The organism is Psychroserpens damuponensis (assembly GCF_000826655.1).
Taxonomy (GTDB): Bacteria; Bacteroidota; Bacteroidia; order Flavobacteriales; family Flavobacteriaceae; genus Psychroserpens; species Psychroserpens damuponensis.
In genome coordinates, this window is the sequence record NZ_JXJO01000017.1 from 163286 (window position 1) to 183907 (window position 20622).

Consider the following 20622-nt stretch of genomic DNA (forward strand, 5'->3'; position numbering starts at 1 on the left):
ATAACTAAACCTAGTTTAATGCAGGGCTAGTCATTAAGCTATTTCTTCCCTGATGGTTGATGAGAACATAATGAATTCTTGCCGCTTGGTCATACGTAAAAATATTCATGACATCGTCATCACTATAATTCATATAATTACCAATCATTATGTTATCCCCAGCACAACCTATAAATGAAGTCCTTCCAAAAACCACATTATCAACAGCTGGAGTATCATTACAATAGTCGTTAAACTCACAATCTCCTCCTCCCCATGTATGAAGCAACCCTAGATAATGCCCCATCTCGTGTGTGAGTGTTCGTCCATATTTAGCATGACAATTAATGTTAGATTCACCAAAATGAATCCAGTTTATTAATATGCCTTCAGCATCCCCTTGTTTTGGTAAAACTAATAATTCTGTTCCTGGTAAATCAGTTATTGGGCCTGTGGAATGTCCTAGAACTAAACATTCACTTTCTTGTGATAATGGTGTAATCCAAATATTAATGTATTCACTTGGATTCCAATATGCATATTGAGCATAATGATTTTGATTGTAACCAATATTCTCTACACTATGTTTTGATGCATCAATTCTATTAATTCCATTAATAGGGTTGGACTCTGGATCTGTTTTAGCTAACACAAATTCAACTTTTACATCTGCACCATCAGGGTGATTGTTATAACCCTTTGTCTCTTCTTTTTTCCTGAAATCTTCATTTAATATTTCAACTTGCCTTAAAATCCTATTTACTGATAAGTTAGAACCAACTCCAATTTCTTCTCCATTATGAATAACATGGATTACAACAGGCAGTTTTACTACATCAATTCCTGGTTTTGGTATTTTTACAGGAATAGGTGTATCATCATCACTACAAGCAAAAACAATAAAGCTGAATATGCTTATCAAAAAATATTTTAAAAGGTATTTCATGTAATTGATTTTTTATCAAACTTTATTGCTGGATGTTTATACAGTTGAAACTCTATTCAGTTTTGTTTCTCCATTCCTGTTGTAACAACTCATATATAATATCATCCACCCATTCTCCTTTAAAATAAATACTTTTTTCAAAATGAGCTTCTTTTCTAAATCCCAGCCTTTCGAGAAGTTTAATTGAGGGGATGTTCCTCGGGTCTACAGAGGCGAAAATACGATACTTGTTTAAATCAATAAATATGTAATTAATAATACATTTTAAGGCTTCTGTAGCATATCCTTTACCTTGAAAATCTTTATTTAACGTATAACCAATTTCTACTTGTTTGTCATCATTTTCTATAAAATGAAGACCAATATCACCAATAAGCTTACAGGAAGATTTTTCAATTAGGCCAAATTGAAACCAAGTGTTTGGTTGATTTGGGACTGTTGGCTTGTTTTTAATGTAAGCTTCTACTTCTTTTAAGCTTTTAGGAATCCAATCTTGATATATATTGGCAATAGCGTTAGACCGATACTTAAAAAACGCTTCCTTATCACTACTTTTTATTGTTCTTAACTCCAGTCTTTTGGTAGATAAAAGCATAACTGTGCTGTTTATTAGTTCCAAATTTCGTTAGATGCCGTTAAAATTATTGGCAAATTATTGGTAACCAATATAGTGTGCTCATGTTGAGAAACAAAGCCACCTTTGTTACCAACTAATGTCCAACCGTCATTTAATTCTATGGCTTGGGTAGATTTTGTGGAAATAAAAGTTTCGATTGCAACTGTTGTGTTTTTTTTGAATCTGTTTGTATTGCTTTTAACTCTATAGTTCAAAATGTTTTCTGGTTCTTCGTGTAGGCTTCTGCCAACACCATGTCCTGCTAGATTTTTAATAACCTTATAGTTCCTTTTTTTTGCTTCGGTCTCTATTAAATACCCAATATCTGAAATTCGTACACCTCCTTTTATATGGCTAATTGCTTTACTCAAAATTTGCTTTGAAGCACCCACTAATGGGTTATGATTATATATGTCCTTTCCAAGTATAAAAGAGCCTCCATTGTCCGACCAAAACCCATTCAATTCAGCTGACACATCAATATTAATCAAATCACCTTCCTTTAATATTGTACCCGTGGATGGTATGCCGTGGGCAATTTCGCTATTAATACTTATACATGAATACCCTGGAAAACCGTAGGTAGCATAAGGTGCAGATTTAGCTCCATAACTTTCTAAAATAGCTCCACCAAAGTCATCAAGTTCTTTTGTAGACATTCCAACTTTGGCATATTCTCGCATTTTTTTCAATGTTAAGCCAACTATATTGCTAATTTTTTTTATGCCCTCTAATTCTGCTTCAGTTGTTATTGACATTATACCTCTTTTATATTATTATGTGTATGGTTTGTTTAGCTGCTAAAAATAAATTTCGCATAATATTTTATTTTATAAAAACATGGCCATTATAAACAGCAGCCATAGTTCCCTTGGTGTTAGAAATAAAAAGGATATCTCTTCCACTTCCATTTCTAAATTCTATTCTTATTGAATCATCATTAGTGGATGGACTCGCAATAGCTTCACTAATCCCTAGTCTGACTTTAATTTTTTCGTTATCTAAAGATATTATTAGGTTGCCAATGTGCTCATTTTTATATTCGCCTTCATAGTTTTTAAAATCATGAATTAAAGTCCATTTACGTTTAGCCCTAATTTCCCTGTCTCTCTTATAAGAATTCTGTATTTGAGATACTCTTTTTTCAACTTCATTAACTTGATTTGTATAGTCATAAGTATTTATTATTTCACCTAACATTAAGTCATAAATAAAAGAAGCTATTAAGTTTGATATATTATCTCCAAAATGATTTTCATTACTTAAAACGGAAATCCCAATGTTTTCGCTTGGAAGAAAGGAAAGATGTGAAAAATAACCATCAAAACCTCCAAAATGATAATACGCTTTTTTATTATTATATTCCCCAATATTCCATCCCAATCCATATCCTTCAGGAATGAAAGTGTCTTTTCTTCCTTTGTTTTCCACAAGCGGTAAAAGTGTTTTAGAAATTACGGACTTATCAAACACGTTTTTATTATTGACTTTGCCTTTGTTTAAATATAATAAAAGAAATTTTTGCATGTCCTCAATTGAAGAAATCATCCCGCCTGCTGCTTGAAAGGTGTCATCATTTTTTTGAGTAAGCACTTTTTTAGGCAATCTATCATCATTAATAGCAGCATACGGCATCGCAAGGTTCCAATCTTTCTTTTTTGCAGTTGTAAGATTAGCACTAGTACGATTCATACTTAAAGGAATAAATATTTCCTTTTCGAGTAGGTTTTTCCAAGAAAGTCCAAACTCTTCATGTAGTATTAAATCAAATACATTATACCCGAAATTGTCATAACGAAACCTTTTATTATTGTATAATGATTTTGTTTTGTCTTCTAAGAGTTTTGTCATTGAAGCATAATCGTATTCTCCTATGCTTGCAAATTTCCAAGTAAGCATATCATTTTTAATTCCACTAGTGTGCGACAATAAATCTTTAATCGAAATATTTTCAAATAAGGACTTATCCTTGAAGTCTTTAATGGGTTTAAAATTAACAATTGGGGCATTTAGGTCAATAACACCATCTGATTCTAGTTTTGCAGCGAGTAAACCAACAAATGATTTGGTAACTGATGCAATGTAGTAAGATGTTTCATTAGTAGCCTTAACTTTATTTTCTAGGTTAGATAAACCATACGTTTTAGTAAAAAAAGGCTTTCCGTCTTTTACTACAGTAATTGCTAAACTTGGTATCTCCTTAAATTTTTGAAGTGTACTTGTTATAAAGCTATCTATTTGCTTCTCTTGTGTGTTTTGCCCATAAATATTGAAACTAAAAAGAGCAATTAAGATTAAGTGAAAGGTAATTTGTTTCATGATGTGATTGTTTTTAAATTGATGAAAGTTGTTAATGATTATTATCTTATTGATTTAATAGTACTAACATATGTATAGATTATACAACCTAAACAAAAGTTAAATACCGAGTCTAATATTGCTAAAAATGCCCAAAAACCTGTTATTATAAATGAAGCGGACTCAAAATTCAGGTAGAATAATACAACAGAAGCTACACCACACAACATGCCCAAACGTGATGCAAAAACCTTTTTTGCCAAATCAATATATACAGGACTGGTCTTAGCCCTATTAATAATAAAAGTAGCCAGCCATTTTATAGGACTGTATTTTACATTTAACCAAGCTCTAACTAAGGTGTCAGTAGTAGCGACTAAAATATATATTGGATTTTTAGTATATATAAAAGTAAGCATCAACACTACAGAAAAAAACATGGTTACTCGACTTACATTGTTATCAATTTTCTCTTTTGAAATAGGGCAAATAATAGTATTCATTTTTTGTTGAGTTTTTATATTAAATTATACAATTCTCGTAATAACACAATTGATAAAACTGAAAAAACAAGACTTGTAATAAACCATGCAATAGTTCTAATAAGAAGTAATAACTTTTGACTATAATTTTTGGAATGAAGACTATATATTAAGCCAATGAGATAAGCAAAAATTAAAAGTACTACGAAAACTGTAACCTGCTCCTGTATATTAGGAAACAATAGAAATAGAATTTTATAAATGAGTAAATAAAACAAAGCATGACCAGTAAAATATGTTAGAATTATAATGTATTCCCAAATATTATATGGTGTTCTTTTACGATAATAGAGTTTAGCAAAAAAACTAAAAAAGGGTGTTGAAAAAACAAAAAGTAGCCAGAATGGTGTTTCTGAATTAATTCGGTTTAAATCCTCACTAATCAATGCCTTATCATAATTTATTTGTAAGCCAACTTTTTTTAATAACACAATAGCGGTCGCCATCACAATTAGATAGGAATAAGGCGAAAATAGCTTAACCCGTTTTCCTTTAATATAACCAACTGCAACTTGTATAGGATGGTATGTTAGTGCCCTAATTGTAAAGAGTATACCCTTATCAATCGAGAATATTCCATTAGAAATTTCGTGTATAAAATATTTCAAGTCAATATAATTTGTGTTAGCCTTTTGCCCACAATTATAACAATAGTTACCTGTAAAATTTTCATCACAGTTTTTACAACATATTTTTTTTGACATGAAATATTAGATTAACTTTTGTTATGCTCTCAATTTCATGCGTAGTAAAGGATAATCCTTACCTTGATCATCCTTTTCTGTTCTTTCATACGTTTCAAACCCTAATGCTTTATAAAAACCTACTGCTGATGTATTTTGTTCGTTAACATCAACTTTGTTTGCATTAAGAAAAGACATAGCAAAACGCATAAGCCTTTTGCCATATCCTAGACCAAAGTGTTTGGGTGAGATGAATAGCATTTCTACTTTTGCATCTATAACACCAATGAAGCCTAATAGTTTATTTCCATCCATTAAGCAAAAAACACCAAATACACTAAAATCAATTGTTTTAACAATGCTCTTGATTGCTTTAAAATCTGAAGGTTTTAAAAACTTATGCGTAGCCAAAACAGAGGCTTCCCAAACAGCAAGTAATTGTTCTCTATACTTTTCTTGATATGGTTCAATTTGAATTTTTGAATTTATAGTTTTCATTCCTTATCCTTTTATTTGTTAATCTTTGTATTAATAGAGTTAACCTGTTCTTCGATATGTTGATTGAAAACAGGATATGTATTAGGCTCGTTTTCAAGTTTAGCATAATTATTATATGCAAGAAAAAAATTTGTAGGACTGAGTCGTAAATATTTCAATAAAAAATCTTCACCTTCGTGCTTTTTTATTAGCTCACACATACGAAATCCAACAAAGTAAAATGGGCTGCTCCACATACCTGAAAATCCTATCGTATATAAATCATCAAAGTTTGCATTACCATCATATTCTAGATTATAAAATACACTTTGAAATAATTGGAAATTATATTTTATTCTGTTAAGATTTTTATTGTACTTACTTTGGTACCAAATCGTATAGCTTTTAGGCTCATCAATTAGCAAAGGGTTAGCTAAATATGAAGCACTTCCTTCTCTAAATAATTTATCAAGTAGATTAAATAAATTTTTGTCTGATTTACCAATGCTTTCTTTAAAAGAACTAGGCCTTTTGTACAACTTAGTCTGTACGATATGAAAGATTTCATGTAACATTATCTGTTTCATCGCCTCTATATCATCACTAAAAAAACCAAGGTCTATAGAAAAAGTAGCACCATTAGAAAATCCATCTGATGTACCACCAAGAAGTAAATAAGCATTAATTGACAAAGTTTCATTTGGAAGTATAAATTTTGAGAGTTTCTCATTTAAGTAATTATTCAAATCGTCTTCTTGCTTAACAATATATTCATATAAATGCTCTGTGTTGTTGATTTTCTCAACTAATTGAGTGAATCTGAAACTATTTTTGTCATCTGATGATTTTTCCGCTATCACATTTTTTAACTCAATAATATAATTTTTATAATTAGCATTTTTATCAAACTTTACAGCCTGTTCAATAAGTTTTTTGGTGCCATCGAGTTTTAATAAACTATCTACACTAATCCCTTTCTTTTCCTTTAATAATTCATATGTATGTATAGCATTGCTTTTATCAATGTTAATCTTAATTTGAGAAAAAGTTAAACTAGTACTGAATACAAATAGAGCAACAAATATTTTTTTCATCTTATCATTTTTTTTATTAATTCTTTAATTGATTCTTTATTGTCATTTACTAAACTATCTGGTAATATACCTGTATCGTCAATACCGTTTTCAGGTAATCTGGTACTACGAGAAATTGGCATAGCCATTACTCTTTTCTCCGATGGCATCCATACTATTCTTGGGTTAGAATAATCTAAAGTTCCAGAAGTAGCTTTACCAAAAAAGGTTACTTTACTGCTTTGTCTTGCTCTTAATAAAAACTCTTCGGCACTACTTGCTGTTTTTGAATTAAAGAGAATACCTACCTTGTTTGGTAATGCAAATACTTTATCAAACGATTCTTGATATACAATAGAATCATTCATATTTACAAAGTCCTTTTCTGTATTCTTCATTTTTGTAATTAACGACTTGTATGTTTGTTTATCGTTTTCTGAAATACTTTTATCATTCACAAGGTTTTCATAATACTTTAAGTTATCATCAGACACTCTTATTTCTACCGAATAAGACTTAAAAGGTTTTGTATAGAGGTATGGTAAAAGTCCTCTAAATGTAGCATCAATGCCACCACCATTATTTCTTATATCTATAAGTAGCGTACTTCTAGATGTTATTTCATTATGATTTGATTTTAACAAACTATCCAAACGCTTTTTATAAACCCTCTCAAAAGAAGGAATCGTGATTATGGTTGCATCTGGAAGTAATTCTAAAGACATTGTTTGAGATGTTGTCTCTTCATTATCAGATTCCGCTTGTTTTTTCATTTCTTCGGCAACTACATAATATTGAAGATGATCGTCTTTAAAAAAAGCTACATATTCTTTTAATTTTGACTCTAAAAGTAGCGTATCTGTTGACGTTTTAACCAAAGTATCAATATGGCTCACTAATTTGTTATACTCCAACTGGTTTTTCGAGACTTTATCATTAAAACCAGCATAGTTGCTCTCAAGTTGTTTTTTTAAGTAATTAAAATCTGTAGCAAACTCATTTTCTTGCCCTAGGGCACTAAAACTGCAATACAGACATATAATACTTAATACTATCGTTTTCATTTTAAATTAATTTTATTTTTACTCTTGTATGATTGTACGAATTCTATTGCTTCCAGCATCTGTTGTATAAAGCTTATAATCAGGTCCTATTGTAATTCCATATGGACTAATAAAACTCGCCTCACTGCCAGCCCCGTCTTCTACTCCTTGCGTAACATTACCAGCTATTGTAGATACAAGCCCATTATTACTTATCTTTCGAATAACATAATTATTACTATCTACAATATAAATATTGTCATTTGCATCTATGGTTATATCAATAGGTCTTTTGAATTTTGCCGAAGCTAAAGGCCCATTTTGATACCCTACAGAGCTTCCAGTAAAAGTACTAACCATACCTGTTGAAGAAATCTTTCTTATTCGATTGTTAAAAAAGTCAGCGACCAAAATATTATTCTCTTTGTCAATGACTAATCCGTAAGGGGTAGAAAACTTAGCTGTTGCTCCTGCACCATCTTGGAATCCAAGTATGCTTCCTGCTAAAGTGGTGACTTCTCTAGTTGGCGTGATCTTACGTATAGTGTGGTTTCCTGTATCAGATACATACAAATTATTTTCAGAATCTATTGTGATGCCTCTGGGGAAATTAAATTTAGCATTAACTCCGGTAGCGTCTACGTTACCCTCGGTACTTCCTGCAAAGGTGCTTACCTCTCCATTTGGTGTTATCTTTCTAATTTTATGATTGAAAGTGTCTGCTATAAAAAGGTTGTCTTGTGAATCTATGGTAATAAGGTTAGGGAAGTTAAACATAGCATTAGTTCCAGTAGCATCTGCAAACCCTTGTGTACTGCCAGCAAAAGTACTTACAATACCATCTGGTGTTATTTTACGGATGCTGTGGTTACCAGTATCCGCTACAAAAAGGTTTCCTTGAGAATCGAACACCACACCGTTAGGGTAATTAAATAGTGCATTATCTAAATTGCCTTCTGAATTGCCAACTGTACTTCCAGCAAATGTGTCTACCCATGTTTCTGTAATGGTATAGGTAAATTCCGGCCCTATTAACTCTGTATTATTTGCTATTATCTTTACAGCACCAGTATAGGCTCTTGCGGGTACTTTGGCTATTATTTCTGTATTAGTAACAGACTGCACCACGGCTTCTTTATCATTAAAAAACACTTGCACCACACTTGGGTCTGTACCAAAATTAGTACCACTAATAGTTACTACAGTTGTTTTTGGCCCACTGGTTGGGCTTATTGATACTAGTGTAGCGTCTGGGATATTATCATCTTTGCTACAGCTTATTATTAACAAGGCTGTTAATAATATGGTTATTGATTTTATTTTTGTTTTCATTTTTAATTTATTTTAAATTCGTTTGGGTTTACTCTTGTGTTATCGTACGAATTCTGTGATTATAAGTATCTGCAATGTACAATGTGTTGTCCTCATCAATAGTTAACCCAAAAGGTCTATTAAAACTTGTATCTGTGCCTATACCATCATTATCTCCTTGTCCTAGGTTACCCGCTATAGTACTTATTTGCTGATTGTTAATATTTATTTTTCGAATAGTATGATTGTAGCTTGAAATATAAATATCATTGTTAATATCAATACTAATACCAATAGGCTTATTAAGTAAGGCTTCTGTTAAAGAACCATCTTTATGACCCGCAGTTGTACCACCAACCAAAGTACTTACCTTTCCAGATAGTGAAATTCTTCTAATTTTGTTATTATTGAAATCAGCTACCACAAGATTATTATCTTTATCGATAGCTAAACTAGACGGGAAATTGAACTTAGCCTCAGTTCCTATATTTGCATCAGCAAATCCCTGAGCACTACCAGCTAAAGTAGTTACCTCTCCGCTTGATGTTATTTTACGAATGTTATGATTATCGACATCTGACACGTATAAAGTATTATTGGAATCTATCGTAATACCATAGGGTAATGAAAATTTAGCATCTGTACCTACTCCATCATCATTACCCTCTGTACTTCCAGCAAAAGTGGTTACTTCTCCATTTGGGGTTATCTTTCTGATTTTATGATTAGCACGGTCTGTAACATATAAATTATCTTGAGTATCTATGGCAATAAAATATGGGTAATTAAACTTCGCTGCAGTTCCTGTGTCATCTGCAAACCCTTGAGTACCTCCAGCAAAAGTACTTACTACTCCATTTGGTGTTATTTTGCGTATGCTATGATTCACGTTATCCACAACATATAAATTACCTTCAGAATCAAATGCTAAACCAGTTGGGTAATTAAAGTTTGCACTTTCAAGCGTCCCATCAATATTTCCTACATCACTACCAGCAAAAGTGTTTACTAACACTGTTAAGATATAGGTAAACTCAGGCCCTATTAATTCGATGTCATTCACCATTACTTTTACAACACCTGTGTAAGCACTTACTGGAACTATAGCTTCAATAACGGTGTTTGTTAGAGATTGTACTACTGCTTCTTTCTCATTAAAAAAGACTTTTACTGTATTTAGGTCTGTACCAAAATTAGTTCCTGTAATTGTTACGATTGTTGTTTTTGGACCACTGTTGGGTGCTATTGCTGATAAAGTAGGCACATAAGTATCATTATCTGAATTATCATTCTTACTACAGCTATTTACTATAAAATATAACATAGCTATTAGTCCTATTTTATAAATTGATTTTATCATTATATTCTTTTTAGTTTTATATTTTTTTGTTTTTCTGTTAAAATCTATTGTATATGCTGGTCGCTAATTCGAATATAACCACCGCTGCTATACTTATTATGATTGCTGCTATGAGGTATCCTATTTTGGTTACTACTGATTCAATTTTTGGGGCTTTCATTATTCTATTTTTTAAGTTGATTTAGGTTTTACTCTTGTGTGATTCTACGAATTCTGTGGTTAAAGCTATCTGATACATACATTTTGTATTTACCTTTTTTTGTAATTCCAAATGGACGATTAAAACTTGCCTGCATATCTATGCCATCAGAATTACCTAATGTACTTCCTGCAAATGTGCTTACTTGTCCATAATTATCTACTTTTCTGATAACATGATTATCAGTGTCTGTAATATATAGGTTGCCATCTTCATCGACTTCAATAGCAATAGGATCGTTAAACAAAGCTGTTCCTAATGGCCCATTTTCATATCCTGCTTGGGTACTACCAGTAATAGTAGTAACACTGCCTATGGCAGAGATTTTTCTAATACCATTATTCCCTCTGTCTGCAACCAAAATGTTATTATTTTTATCGATTGCTAAACCATGTGGGTACTGGAATTTTGCTTCTGTTCCAACAACAGCATCTGCGAAACCTTGTTCACTTCCAGCCAAAGTAGTAACTTCTCCTGTGGGCGTAATTTTGCGAATATTATGATTATAAGTGTCTGATACGTATAGATTACCATCTGCATCTATTGTAATTCCCATTGGATGGAAGAATTTAGCTTCAGTTCCTATACCATCTTCATTTCCTTGAGTACTGCCTGCAAAAGTGCTTACCTCTCCATCTGGTGTTATTTTTCGTATTTTGTGATTATATAAATCTGTGACGTATAAATTGTCTTGGGCATCTATGGCTATAAAACCAGGCGAATCAAACTTGGCACTTGTCCCAATACCATCTGCAAATCCTTGTGTGCTACCTGCAAAAGTTGTTGTTACACCACTTGCAGTTACTTTACGTATGCTATGATTAGAGTTATCTACTACATATAAATGACCTTGAGAATCAAAAACAATTCCTCTAGGGTTATTAAATTGAACATTTACTCCTTGTCCATCTGCATTACCTAAATCGCTTCCAACCATAGTATCTACAATTGCTCTTGTTATGGTATAGCTAAATTCTGGCCCTAATAATTCGGTATTATTAACCATTACTTTTACAACACCTGTATAGGCTCTAGATGGCACTATAGCCTCAATAGCCGTATTAGTAACCGATTGTACTTCTGCTTCTATTTCGTTAAAATATACTTGTATGGCACTTGCATCTGCACCAAAATTATCGCCATTTATAGTTACCAAAGTCCCCTTTGGTCCGTTGTTTGGTGTTATGGTTGTTAGTGTTGGTGCTGCAACGTTATCTCCATCATCATTTTTGCTACAGCTACTTATTGCTAAAACAACAGATAGCATTATTAATGTTAATTTTTTCATTTTTGTTTGTTTTTAAATTTTGGGGTTATTGTTAATTATTCTAATAGACTTTTTACTAATCTGCCAATGAGGTAAATTAATGGGAACACACTAGCATAAAATATTGAGACTAGTAATATTGCTAGATTGCTTTTTGGTTCTTCAAAAGCACTTTTTAAATTTTCAAAAATTGAATGCACGACTTTTTTCATTTTTGTTTGTGTTTTAGGTTACTAAAAGTCTTATGCAAATAACTAAAAAGACCAGCCCAATCTATTTCAAGATTGAACTGGTCTCTTATAAATATGAACCATTAAAAGAGGTCTAGATTTTAGACTTTCAAATTTGATTCAATGATTTGCAAATTTGATTCAAAATGTAGCTTTTAAGTTTAGTAACACACTATCAGTTCTTCAATTCACTGGGTGCATATCCAAATTCATCATTAAAACATTTGGAGAAATATGCAGGACTTGCAAAACCAACTTCGTAGGCAATTTCAGATAAACTAAACCCTCTATCTTGTGCTATTAAATATTTTGCTTTTTCTAGTCTGTAAGACCTTATAAACTGATTAGGACTTTTGTTAAATACAGCTTTCATTTTTCTGTTGAGTTGCGACTTGCTCATGTGTATTAATTCGCAAAACCTCTTGACATCAAACTGCGAGTCGGTGTGATTATTTTCAACAATTTCTTTAAGGTTATCTAAAAACAATTCTTCTTGCGAGTTTTCCGCAACTTCAGAAGGTTTAAATATCACTTTGTTTGTAAATCGTTTTCTAAGACGTTTTCTATTCTCAATTAAGTTATGAACTCTTACCTGCAACTCTTTTTTATTAAAGGGCTTTTGAAGATACTCGTCTGCTTTGGCTTCTAAACCATCTAATTTATCGTTTTCTCCAGCCTTTGCAGTTAGCAAAATTACTGGAATATGGTCTGTCTTTACATTGGTTTTTACTTTTTCGCAAAGCTGAAGTCCATTTAAACCTGGCATCATAACATCAGAAATTATTAAATCTGGCAACTCATTCTCAGAGAGTTCTAATCCTTGATTTCCGTCAAAAGCTTTTAAAAACCTATACCTACCATTAAGTGAAACTTGAATGTAATCAACAATATCTCTATTATCGTCAACAATTAAAACTAGGGGTAGAGTACCCTCATGTGTATCTCCAGTATCATTTTCTGTTGAATTTATTCCTTGAGGAATTTCATTAGAAAATGTATGCTCTATACTAGGGATAATTTGTTCTTCTTTTAAATGAGCCTTGCCTAAAGGAATTAAAAGGTGAAAAGTTGTTCCTTTATTTAATTCACTTTCGGCTTCAATCTTTCCAGAATGTAATTCTATAAGTTCTTTAGATAATGACAAGCCAATTCCTGTACCTTCATAACTATCTTCCCCATCTTGATTCGCTTGATAAAATCTATCAAAAACATATGGTAATTGTTGTTCGTGAATACCTTTCCCAGAATCTTGAATAGTTATTTTACAATAGTCATTATTTTTGATGGTTACTTCATTTAAGGTTACTGAAACCTCTCCTTTATCTGTAAACTTAAAAGCGTTTGATAGTAAATTTGTAATGACTTGTTCTAATTTTTCAGAATCGAAATAAACATAAATTTGCTCTTTTTTACTTTTAAATGAAGTCTTTAAGTGCTTTTGTATTGCGAGCGATTCAAATAAATTAAAAATATGTTTAGTAAAAGAAACAATATCGTCTTGACTGGTTTTTAACTTTTCTTTACCAGCTTCTAATTTTGATAGTTCAAGTAATTGGTTGATTAATTTTAGAAGTTTTTGGCTATTTTTATGAATCCAGTTTAATTGTTGTTTGGTTTCTTCTTCTTTGGTGTTTGCCAAAAGCTCTTTTGCTGGCCCTATAATTAGAGTTAATGGTGTTCTAAACTCGTGTGAAATGTTTGCCAAAAATTTAGATTTCATTTTATTAATATCCTTTAACTGCTCCGTTTGAATGTTTTTAGCTTCAATTAGCTTAAGGTTATTGAGCTGTCTATAGCGATAAAACAAATAAATAAAGGCAGCTATAAGAATCATAGTTAAAGTTCCGAGTCCAAAAATATTTCTCCAATTCTCACTTTCTTCATTTTGTTGCTGAAGTTCAAATATTTCTTTTTCTTTTTTCTCGGTTTCGTATTTTGTTTGTAATTCAAGTATTTTATTAGTAGCCTCTTGCCCTTCTATACTATCCTTTAATACCCAATACTCATTAAGATATTTATTGGCACTCTTGTAATCCTTTTTTGCTTGATAAACATCGCCTAAAAAGCCTTTTATTTCAACAATTCTTTTGTTTACACCTATTTTCTCTGCTAATGGTAGAGTTTTGAGTAGAATCTGTTCAGCTGAATCCAGTTGTTTTAGATTAATATATACCGTTCCTAAAGTAGATCCAAGATTTACAATACCGTTTATATCATTTAATTCTTCAGCGATTTTTAAGGAACGTTTAATTAAAGGCATAGCCTCTTTTGGCTTGCCTTGTTCATTTAAGACATAAGCAATGTTTGACAATGATTCGCGCATTCCTCTTTTAGAATTAATCTTTTTACGAATTGTATAAGATTCCCTAAATAGTTCTACAGATTTTTCTAAACTATCCATTTTAAAATAGACAGAACCCATATTATTCAAGGACGTTGCAATGGCACTAGAATCTAAGCTTTCAATACGTTTTTTTAAAACCAACTCATGATAATTAAGGGCGTTATTCAATAATCCTTGATCATCATAAATTAATGCAAGAATAGAATAAGCTCTAAGAACATCTGATGGTTGATTATTGTTTTCAGCGACTTTGAGAGAACTATTGGCATATTCATGTGCAAGAGGATAATTACCCAACATCCATTGACCTAGAGCCAAATTGTAATAAGATTCACAAATCCCATTTTTATAATTAATTTCATTTGATAATCTTAATGATATTTCACCTAAAGAATCTGTCTTTTTTGGGTTCTTATTCCAATTATAATATGCAAGTTTATTTAATAAATTTACACGTTCAACACTTGCCTTTGGATAAACTTTTAAGCTATCTAACATATTCTGATAATTGCTCTGACCATAGCTAGATATTACGATTAAGACAATAAAAAAGCTTAAATATTTTCTTGTTTTTATATATTTCAGATACCTTAACATAACTAAATAGAATTTAGATTTTTTAGCTTATCTATTAATGACTAACTAATTTTTTATTCCTTATTAACAAATAATTCTTGCGTCCTTGGTCTGTTAAATAAGGAAAGAAAGATTGTATTATTATTTCTTCATACTCGCTAATCACGTCCTCATTTAAAGGTCTATTTTCAACCCTTAATGAAGAAATCCAGAAATCAGCTAATATTTTGAGTCTTAAAAAAAAGAATTTGTATTCATTATCAAGAATCTCTTTTCTCATTTCACCTTGTTCAATTAGACTTTTAAAAATTTCGTCGAATTGTTGTTCTCTACTTTTTGATAATTCAATATAATGCTCTCTAATTATTGTGTCCTCTTGTAAAATGTGTACAAGGTCTACCAGAATAAAACGATATCTATAAATATCACGCATTAATAAATACGACATTTGTAAGAGTACCATTAAAGTAGAATCTGCAAATTTGATTTTAGTCATACTTGTTTCATAATCCTCTACTAGTTGGAAGTAGTGTGCTTCAATAATTTCATCTCTTTTCTTAAAATGATAGGTCAAATTACCTATGCTGATTCCCATTTTATCAGAAATTGTTCTCAAAGACACATTTGAAATTCCATTAGCGTTAAATAGCTCAAGTGAGACCTCTAATATTCTCTTTTTTGTTTTATTCATTTTACAAATTTACAAAAAATAGTACATCTGTACTATTTTTAAGTATGTATCATCTCAAAAAACATTTCAAACATACAAAGAGGTCTTCAAATCATATAGGTATACGACTAGGATTATAGTTAATTGAATCAATTTTAAAACCTTTTGAATCAAATTTGAATATCAAGCAAATAGTACCAATATAAAGGTTCGTTTTTAATATTCTTTGGGTCATTCTTTAAAAACAAAATTCGGAATGCGTTGTTAATTTGTACTAACAACAACAGCTCATAAGAGCTGAAAGACAAATCATTTAAATAATCAGTTATGAATTCACTTTTAAATACCAAAATGACAAAATCAACTTATCTCTCATTAATAATCCTGTTATGCGTATCTGCACTAGGTTATTCCCAAGAAAATTATTTGACGAAATCAAAATCAAATTTAACAACTTTAGGCAACCAAACCATTAGTACATCAGACATTATAAAATCTAAAAAAACAATTGTTGTGTTTATCAAATCTTATAATGATGAACATGCGTTTTATGTTAATAAATTAATTAGCGAGAACGAAAAAGGCAGTTTCCCAAATGACACTGAAATTGTTGCCATATGCTATGATAATTTAGGAACTTTTAAACAAGTAAAACCAAATATTGACAAGCATAATTGGAAGATTCGTGTGTATATTGATAAAGACCATAAGCTGGTTAATTATGATTATCTAAACCAGCAATCCTTATTGTCTTCCTCTTTCAATACAAAACCATCTATATTAACTTTGATTTTTGACAACAATACATTGGTTAGTCAGTTTTACGGAAATAAACATCATGTAGATGCTTCCTTTTTTGGAAATAGATATGGATCTGTCATATTAGACTAATTTATTTACATAAATTATCCTAAAATAAGTTGACAATTTTTAATAGAGATAGGTAAAACCGCTGAAGTCAATATCAGCGGTTTAATTAAGAGCAAATTAATATTATGAGTTTTGATGAAAAATTGACATGATTCCCCTGTAAACCTTTTTAAAATTCAATAGTAAATCTTCACTAGAGAACTGAATTTTATTTTTTGATAATTCCTTTTCAATAGTTTGCAATTTAAACCTAACCTTTTTATCCTTCCCATCCGCAAAGGCAATAAACTCACCTTGTTTTAACTTGAAAAATATTTCGGCTCTACGTTTTGGGATTTCCTTTTCACCTTTGGTGATACGAGCATCCCAAGAAAGCCCTGTGCCTTTGCTGATACTTTTGGTAGGATTTTTAACGAGTTCAAAAAAACGCTCGTAATATTTGGCAGTATCTGGGTCGTTTACCTTACCAAAAAACTGATAGGATAGGTTACTCAAAATCGCTTTGCTTGCCTTTTCACCATAGAGCATATCATTTTGAATTTTGTCTTGCATCACATAAATCGTTGAAACATCATAACTTCTCAATGTCGCTGGAATACGATGCATATTAAGTAGTTTTATGGTTGGTGCTTCTTCCATCAACACAAATGAAGGTGCTCTGTTTCTAACACTCATTTGTTTAATAACGGTATGCATGATGGTTGCAATAATTGGCGCATAGGCAGATTCATACTTTGGATTATTCACAATTGAAATTACTGCTTTGTTATCGCTATTATTTATATCCAAAGGCACTTCATCAGCAGATAAAACCATAAATATTTTTTGTGTACTAATTTTTTTAAAAGCATTCGCCAATGTACTTTTTACACCAGCAGTTTGTTTTTCTGATTCTATACCATTGATAAAAGCACTTGCCATTGCTTTAGAAGTAAAGTCTGAACTTAAAAATGCAACTAGTTTCTTAGTATTCATCGATTGAAATAGAGCAATTAAATGTGGTAAAGTACATTGCTCTGGATAAGCCGTTTTGAGTTTCCATATCAATCCGCTTAACAAACCTTCCACAGCATCAGCAAAGAATTTAGAACTTCCTGTGGCATCAGATAGATTTTGTTCCAATAAGTTTTCAATCAACACTTTTGAGATTTCGTTTACGCTTTCTTCATTGGGTAAGTATCTTGGCGCTATTGGGTTGACTCTACTGTAAATTTCATCAAAAGATATGGTATAAAAAGAGATGTCTGATTCTTTGAATAACGGATAAGCAATTTCAGTAAGTTCAAAATCTTTGTAATCGTGAATGATTCCACAGAAATTATATTTGCTGAAATGTTGTAATAAATTGTAGATAACACTTTCAGTTTTTCCACTTCCCGCAGAGCCAATAATCGACACACCACGTTTGATATTGTCGATTTTAAACTTTCCGCTTTTCAATTTAAAATAGATCTGGTACTTTTTCTGAATATTGGCTTTAGTATCTGAAGACAAAAACACATATCCAATGATTGCAATAACCATGATTGGTAAAACTGCATATAATATTATTTCTGCTACTGATATACTCATATCCCAATAGAACTAGATTTTATGGCAACGCTCACAACTTTTTTCAATTGCTTTATTGTCTTTAAAGCTAATTGTACTTTATTAGTTGGAATACTCATTAGCGAGGTGTTTACTCCAGTCTTTCCCAGTAATTTAAAAGCAACTGCTTTCTCATTTGTTGGTAACCCCATAATACTTGCAAAGTAGGTGTTAGGATTTTTGACGAATGCTTTTCGTGCTTTGTAGGTTTCTACATAGTTTCGTTTGTAATTAAACAACTTGTCAAATGTCTGCTCCGAATTTTTAAAAAATGCATCTCTATTGAATCCTCGTTTTACAGCCTTTCCGTGCATTTCTACTTCCGAAGCCTTGTGTTTACTTCCTGGTGACAAACTGTGTTTGTTTGTCATATCTTTTCTACTCACAATAATATGTATATGGCTTTGCGAACCTTCCTTTGGCATCCCTCTAACAACTCGTTTTCCGTTTAGTTGATGCGGTGCTTCTTTTTCAAGTTTGGTGATTTTATCTTTTAGGGTTTTGATGTTTCCTTTTAAATTTCCTTGCTCAATTTTTCTGATGTCGTTTTTTATCTGAAGTATTTTGGTAGCAAAAGGTTGGTTTTCTTGAATCTGTTTGTCAGTTCCTTTATATATTCTTTGATGCTCAATTTTTGCATAGTATTTTATATCATCGACTGTAACTTCACGACCATTTATTTCACGATTAAAAGCCTTGGCATAATCTTTCATAATTTCTCGTGTGTACTTTTTAAGTTCTTTAGAATGGTTTTGCAATCCTTTCAATTCGTGAGTACTTGGGTTGACTGTTATGGAATAAAACTTGGGTTCGGTCTTTTTGAGTTTCGCAGTATTACCATCAATATTTTGCACCACTTCTGTTGCTGAAATCTCTTCGCCATATTGATTGAAAAAATGTTCTTGTTCTTCAATTGTTTTTCCTTCATTTTCTTTTTCGAGGTAAGAGACAAAATCTAGTGAACTCTGTGCAAAATTATTGCCTAATTTCTGTGCTGTTATTGTGATGTACATTATTTCGTTTTTCTTTTAAATTTTCAAATTCTTCTTTGGTCATTTCCAGTTTTAGATAGCCACCACCAAAATTTCCTTTTACGTATTTTGTCCTGTCAATAATGGTTTCTAGTTCTTGATTAATACTGTGATAATAATCTTTATATTTTGCATAAGATTCTCTATAATAATTGAGTTCTTCATTTTCCGTAATCAATGTTGGCGTTCCAAAATCATAGGTTTCTTCCTCTTTATTTTCCTCTTCGATATTACCTTCTAGCAATGCTTGTAACATGGCGATTGTTGGTTTGGTTTGATGCTTTTCAATATCCTTAATGATAGCCACAATAGCATTAAACCGTTTCTTCATTTGAAATCGCAAACTGGTAATGGTTTCGCCTAATCTATCATTTGGCGACACTTCATTGGCTTCAAAAAAATCAATCATGTCCAGTAAATTCATGGACTGTGATTTTGCACATTTCTTGCAAAATTTTCTGAATTTTTGAGCTACCGAAGTTTTAATGCTCAAACTCTCAAACCGTTCTTTTTCATATCCTTTATCCATTTTTCCGTGAAAAATTTGTTGATTTTATTGGGCCAAATGCGTTTTTCCGTGAAAAATAAGAAGCATTCAAATTCATCAAACGCTTCAACCCCTTATTAACAAAGGGATTGTAAAAAAAATGAAAGTCTGTAACATCGCTCTGCGTGTTACCCTCTTGCTTTTCCATTTCCTCACGCTTTAGCGTGACAAAATTCCAAACAACCTGACCAAAAAGTCAGTTGCTTTTTAAATTTCATTTTTACGGAAATGGTCATCGAGGAAAGTCAAATCAAAAGATGTGATGACCATTAAAAAACTAAATTTTCAATCATATAAAGGTATGAATTTTAACCTGTTGAGCATACAAAAAAGCCCTCATAATAAAAGGGCTTGTTTGCTGTTATTTGTTGTTTTAGATATTGAAAACATACTTAAAATTGTATAGATTTCGTATCGCTTCTTCTTCCAATAGGGTTTCGTATTTCATATAGTGTTCCCTGGCGTAGTTCTTTAATTGTTCCCCAAACTTGTTTTCTACTTCTTCTTTAGATATCAAAAACAATCGTTGTTGGGTTTCATCATCGAGGTTATTATAATTTAGATAAATCATAACCTTTGCTTTTAGTATTCACTCGGAAGCATCAACGTATTGTTTACAAAAAACAAACGCAGTTCTTCCAAAGGAAAATCCGTAAAATTGTAGCGATGTGTTTCAAAAACAGCTCCGTTTCCATCACTGTAAATTATTTCGGCTTCATAACCTATTTGGTCTTGTTTTTCTTCCGACAACCTTTTAAAATCTATTGTAATAAAATGGCTTCGGTTCAAAAGACTTTTGGCAATTACGGAAACATCAACAATGAGCCAAAAACAGTTTGCTACGTTGGCTAAATATTTCAATCCATCTGTAAATCGAGTGCGTATCAATGGAATTTGATAGAGCATTTCTGAACCGCAAAAATGTTGCAGTCCCTCTTTTATTTCGTTAACTTTGTTCATCTTAATTTCT

20 protein-coding genes are annotated in these 20622 nt (G+C 31.5%); 1 reads left to right on the forward strand and 19 read right to left on the reverse strand.

Features of this window, described 5'->3' with window-relative positions; all coding sequences use genetic code 11:
* Positions 1-10 precede the first annotated feature (10 nt).
* The 15 genes from TD29_RS09490 to TD29_RS09555 all read right to left on the reverse strand — a co-directional run bounded on the left by TD29_RS09490 (position 11) and on the right by TD29_RS09555 (position 15635).
* Positions 11-925, reverse strand: coding sequence for a M43 family zinc metalloprotease (locus TD29_RS09490; protein ID WP_040280317.1), 915 nt, complete (start codon positions 923-925; stop codon positions 11-13).
* A gap of 52 nt (positions 926-977) precedes the next feature.
* Complete coding sequence (locus TD29_RS09495; protein ID WP_206539797.1) at positions 978-1520, reverse strand: GNAT family N-acetyltransferase; 543 nt, start codon at positions 1518-1520, stop codon at positions 978-980.
* A gap of 14 nt (positions 1521-1534) precedes the next feature.
* A complete protein-coding gene (gene map, locus TD29_RS09500; RefSeq protein ID WP_040280318.1) occupies positions 1535-2299 on the reverse strand; it encodes a type I methionyl aminopeptidase in 765 nt (254 codons plus the stop codon).
* A gap of 67 nt (positions 2300-2366) precedes the next feature.
* Positions 2367-3860 (reverse strand): serine hydrolase domain-containing protein, encoded by a 1494-nt coding sequence (locus TD29_RS09505; protein WP_040280319.1) that lies wholly within the window; start codon positions 3858-3860, stop codon positions 2367-2369.
* Positions 3861-3901: 41 nt separating this feature from the next.
* Positions 3902-4342 (reverse strand): DUF4395 domain-containing protein, encoded by a 441-nt coding sequence (locus tag TD29_RS09510; RefSeq protein WP_040280320.1) that lies wholly within the window; start codon positions 4340-4342, stop codon positions 3902-3904.
* A gap of 14 nt (positions 4343-4356) precedes the next feature.
* Complete coding sequence (locus TD29_RS09515) at positions 4357-5085, reverse strand: DUF3667 domain-containing protein (RefSeq protein WP_040280321.1); 729 nt, start codon at positions 5083-5085, stop codon at positions 4357-4359.
* Between the two features lie 21 nt (positions 5086-5106).
* Positions 5107-5562 (reverse strand): GNAT family N-acetyltransferase, encoded by a 456-nt coding sequence (locus TD29_RS09520; RefSeq protein WP_040280323.1) that lies wholly within the window; start codon positions 5560-5562, stop codon positions 5107-5109.
* Positions 5563-5573: 11 nt separating this feature from the next.
* Positions 5574-6635 (reverse strand): DUF5700 domain-containing putative Zn-dependent protease, encoded by a 1062-nt coding sequence (locus TD29_RS09525; RefSeq protein WP_040280324.1) that lies wholly within the window; start codon positions 6633-6635, stop codon positions 5574-5576.
* A complete protein-coding gene (locus TD29_RS09530) occupies positions 6632-7678 on the reverse strand; it encodes a S41 family peptidase (protein WP_040280325.1) in 1047 nt (348 codons plus the stop codon). Before TD29_RS09530 ends, TD29_RS09525 begins: the two co-directional genes overlap by 4 nt.
* 18 nt (positions 7679-7696) lie before the next feature.
* On the reverse strand, positions 7697-8989 hold the full coding sequence (locus TD29_RS09535) for an IPT/TIG domain-containing protein (RefSeq protein ID WP_052467062.1): 1293 nt from the start codon (positions 8987-8989) through the stop codon (positions 7697-7699).
* Between the two features lie 28 nt (positions 8990-9017).
* Positions 9018-10328, reverse strand: coding sequence for an IPT/TIG domain-containing protein (locus TD29_RS09540; RefSeq protein WP_084203432.1), 1311 nt, complete (start codon positions 10326-10328; stop codon positions 9018-9020).
* 188 nt (positions 10329-10516) lie between these two features.
* Positions 10517-11815, reverse strand: a complete 1299-nt coding sequence (locus TD29_RS09545) for an IPT/TIG domain-containing protein (protein WP_052467064.1) — start codon at positions 11813-11815, stop codon at positions 10517-10519.
* Positions 11816-11850: 35 nt separating this feature from the next.
* Positions 11851-12006, reverse strand: coding sequence for a hypothetical protein (locus TD29_RS18520; RefSeq protein WP_161792616.1), 156 nt, complete (start codon positions 12004-12006; stop codon positions 11851-11853).
* A 193-nt stretch (positions 12007-12199) separates the two neighbouring features.
* Positions 12200-14866 carry a hybrid sensor histidine kinase/response regulator transcription factor gene (locus TD29_RS17910; RefSeq protein ID WP_052467065.1) on the reverse strand — a complete coding sequence of 889 codons (2667 nt, stop codon included), beginning with the start codon at positions 14864-14866 and terminating at the stop codon, positions 12200-12202.
* A 133-nt stretch (positions 14867-14999) separates the two neighbouring features.
* Positions 15000-15635, reverse strand: a complete 636-nt coding sequence (locus TD29_RS09555; RefSeq protein ID WP_040280326.1) for a TetR/AcrR family transcriptional regulator — start codon at positions 15633-15635, stop codon at positions 15000-15002.
* Positions 15636-15941: 306 nt separating this feature from the next.
* Between TD29_RS09555 and TD29_RS09560 the strand changes: the two genes are divergently transcribed.
* Positions 15942-16505: a hypothetical protein gene (locus TD29_RS09560; protein ID WP_152611494.1), complete on the forward strand. Its 564-nt coding sequence runs from the start codon at positions 15942-15944 to the stop codon at positions 16503-16505.
* A gap of 102 nt (positions 16506-16607) precedes the next feature.
* Here the strand turns inward: TD29_RS09560 and TD29_RS09565 are convergent, their stop codons facing one another.
* The 4 genes from TD29_RS09565 to TD29_RS09580 form a co-directional block, all read right to left on the reverse strand.
* Positions 16608-18008 (reverse strand): type IV secretory system conjugative DNA transfer family protein, encoded by a 1401-nt coding sequence (locus tag TD29_RS09565; protein WP_394331534.1) that lies wholly within the window; start codon positions 18006-18008, stop codon positions 16608-16610.
* A gap of 44 nt (positions 18009-18052) precedes the next feature.
* Entirely contained in the window at positions 18053-19087 is a 1035-nt protein-coding gene (gene mobB, locus TD29_RS09570) for a MobB family relaxase (protein ID WP_040280329.1), read from the reverse strand.
* On the reverse strand, positions 19050-19634 hold the full coding sequence (locus tag TD29_RS09575; protein WP_040280330.1) for a BfmA/BtgA family mobilization protein: 585 nt from the start codon (positions 19632-19634) through the stop codon (positions 19050-19052). Before TD29_RS09575 ends, mobB begins: the two co-directional genes overlap by 38 nt.
* Positions 19635-20234: 600 nt before the next feature.
* On the reverse strand, positions 20235-20612 hold the full coding sequence (locus tag TD29_RS09580) for a DUF6876 family protein (RefSeq protein ID WP_040280332.1): 378 nt from the start codon (positions 20610-20612) through the stop codon (positions 20235-20237).
* Between the last annotated feature and the right edge of the window lie 10 nt (positions 20613-20622).

Excerpts from the sequence above, each read along its gene's own strand:
- TD29_RS09515 (WP_040280321.1), bottom strand. The coding sequence starts at position 5,085 with ATGTCAAAAAAAATATGTTGTAAAAACTGTGATGAAAATTTTACAGGT.
- TD29_RS09565 (WP_394331534.1), bottom strand. The coding sequence starts at position 18,008 with ATGGTTATTGCAATCATTGGATATGTGTTTTTGTCTTCAGATACTAAA.
- TD29_RS09560 (WP_152611494.1), top strand. The coding sequence starts at position 15,942 with ATGAATTCACTTTTAAATACCAAAATGACAAAATCAACTTATCTCTCA.
- TD29_RS09535 (WP_052467062.1), bottom strand. The coding sequence starts at position 8,989 with ATGAAAACAAAAATAAAATCAATAACCATATTATTAACAGCCTTGTTA.
- TD29_RS09540 (WP_084203432.1), bottom strand. The coding sequence starts at position 10,328 with ATGATAAAATCAATTTATAAAATAGGACTAATAGCTATGTTATATTTT.
- TD29_RS09545 (WP_052467064.1), bottom strand. The coding sequence starts at position 11,815 with ATGAAAAAATTAACATTAATAATGCTATCTGTTGTTTTAGCAATAAGT.
- TD29_RS09495 (WP_206539797.1), bottom strand. The coding sequence starts at position 1,520 with ATGCTTTTATCTACCAAAAGACTGGAGTTAAGAACAATAAAAAGTAGT.
- TD29_RS09510 (WP_040280320.1), bottom strand. The coding sequence starts at position 4,342 with ATGAATACTATTATTTGCCCTATTTCAAAAGAGAAAATTGATAACAAT.
- TD29_RS18520 (WP_161792616.1), bottom strand. The coding sequence starts at position 12,006 with ATGAAAAAAGTCGTGCATTCAATTTTTGAAAATTTAAAAAGTGCTTTT.
- TD29_RS09520 (WP_040280323.1), bottom strand. The coding sequence starts at position 5,562 with ATGAAAACTATAAATTCAAAAATTCAAATTGAACCATATCAAGAAAAG.
- TD29_RS09525 (WP_040280324.1), bottom strand. The coding sequence starts at position 6,635 with ATGAAAAAAATATTTGTTGCTCTATTTGTATTCAGTACTAGTTTAACT.
- map (WP_040280318.1), bottom strand. The coding sequence starts at position 2,299 with ATGTCAATAACAACTGAAGCAGAATTAGAGGGCATAAAAAAAATTAGC.
- TD29_RS09555 (WP_040280326.1), bottom strand. The coding sequence starts at position 15,635 with ATGAATAAAACAAAAAAGAGAATATTAGAGGTCTCACTTGAGCTATTT.
- TD29_RS09505 (WP_040280319.1), bottom strand. The coding sequence starts at position 3,860 with ATGAAACAAATTACCTTTCACTTAATCTTAATTGCTCTTTTTAGTTTC.
- TD29_RS09575 (WP_040280330.1), bottom strand. The coding sequence starts at position 19,634 with ATGGATAAAGGATATGAAAAAGAACGGTTTGAGAGTTTGAGCATTAAA.
- TD29_RS09580 (WP_040280332.1), bottom strand. The coding sequence starts at position 20,612 with ATGAACAAAGTTAACGAAATAAAAGAGGGACTGCAACATTTTTGCGGT.
- TD29_RS09490 (WP_040280317.1), bottom strand. The coding sequence starts at position 925 with ATGAAATACCTTTTAAAATATTTTTTGATAAGCATATTCAGCTTTATT.
- mobB (WP_040280329.1), bottom strand. The coding sequence starts at position 19,087 with ATGTACATCACAATAACAGCACAGAAATTAGGCAATAATTTTGCACAG.
- TD29_RS17910 (WP_052467065.1), bottom strand. The coding sequence starts at position 14,866 with ATGTTAGATAGCTTAAAAGTTTATCCAAAGGCAAGTGTTGAACGTGTA.
- TD29_RS09530 (WP_040280325.1), bottom strand. The coding sequence starts at position 7,678 with ATGAAAACGATAGTATTAAGTATTATATGTCTGTATTGCAGTTTTAGT.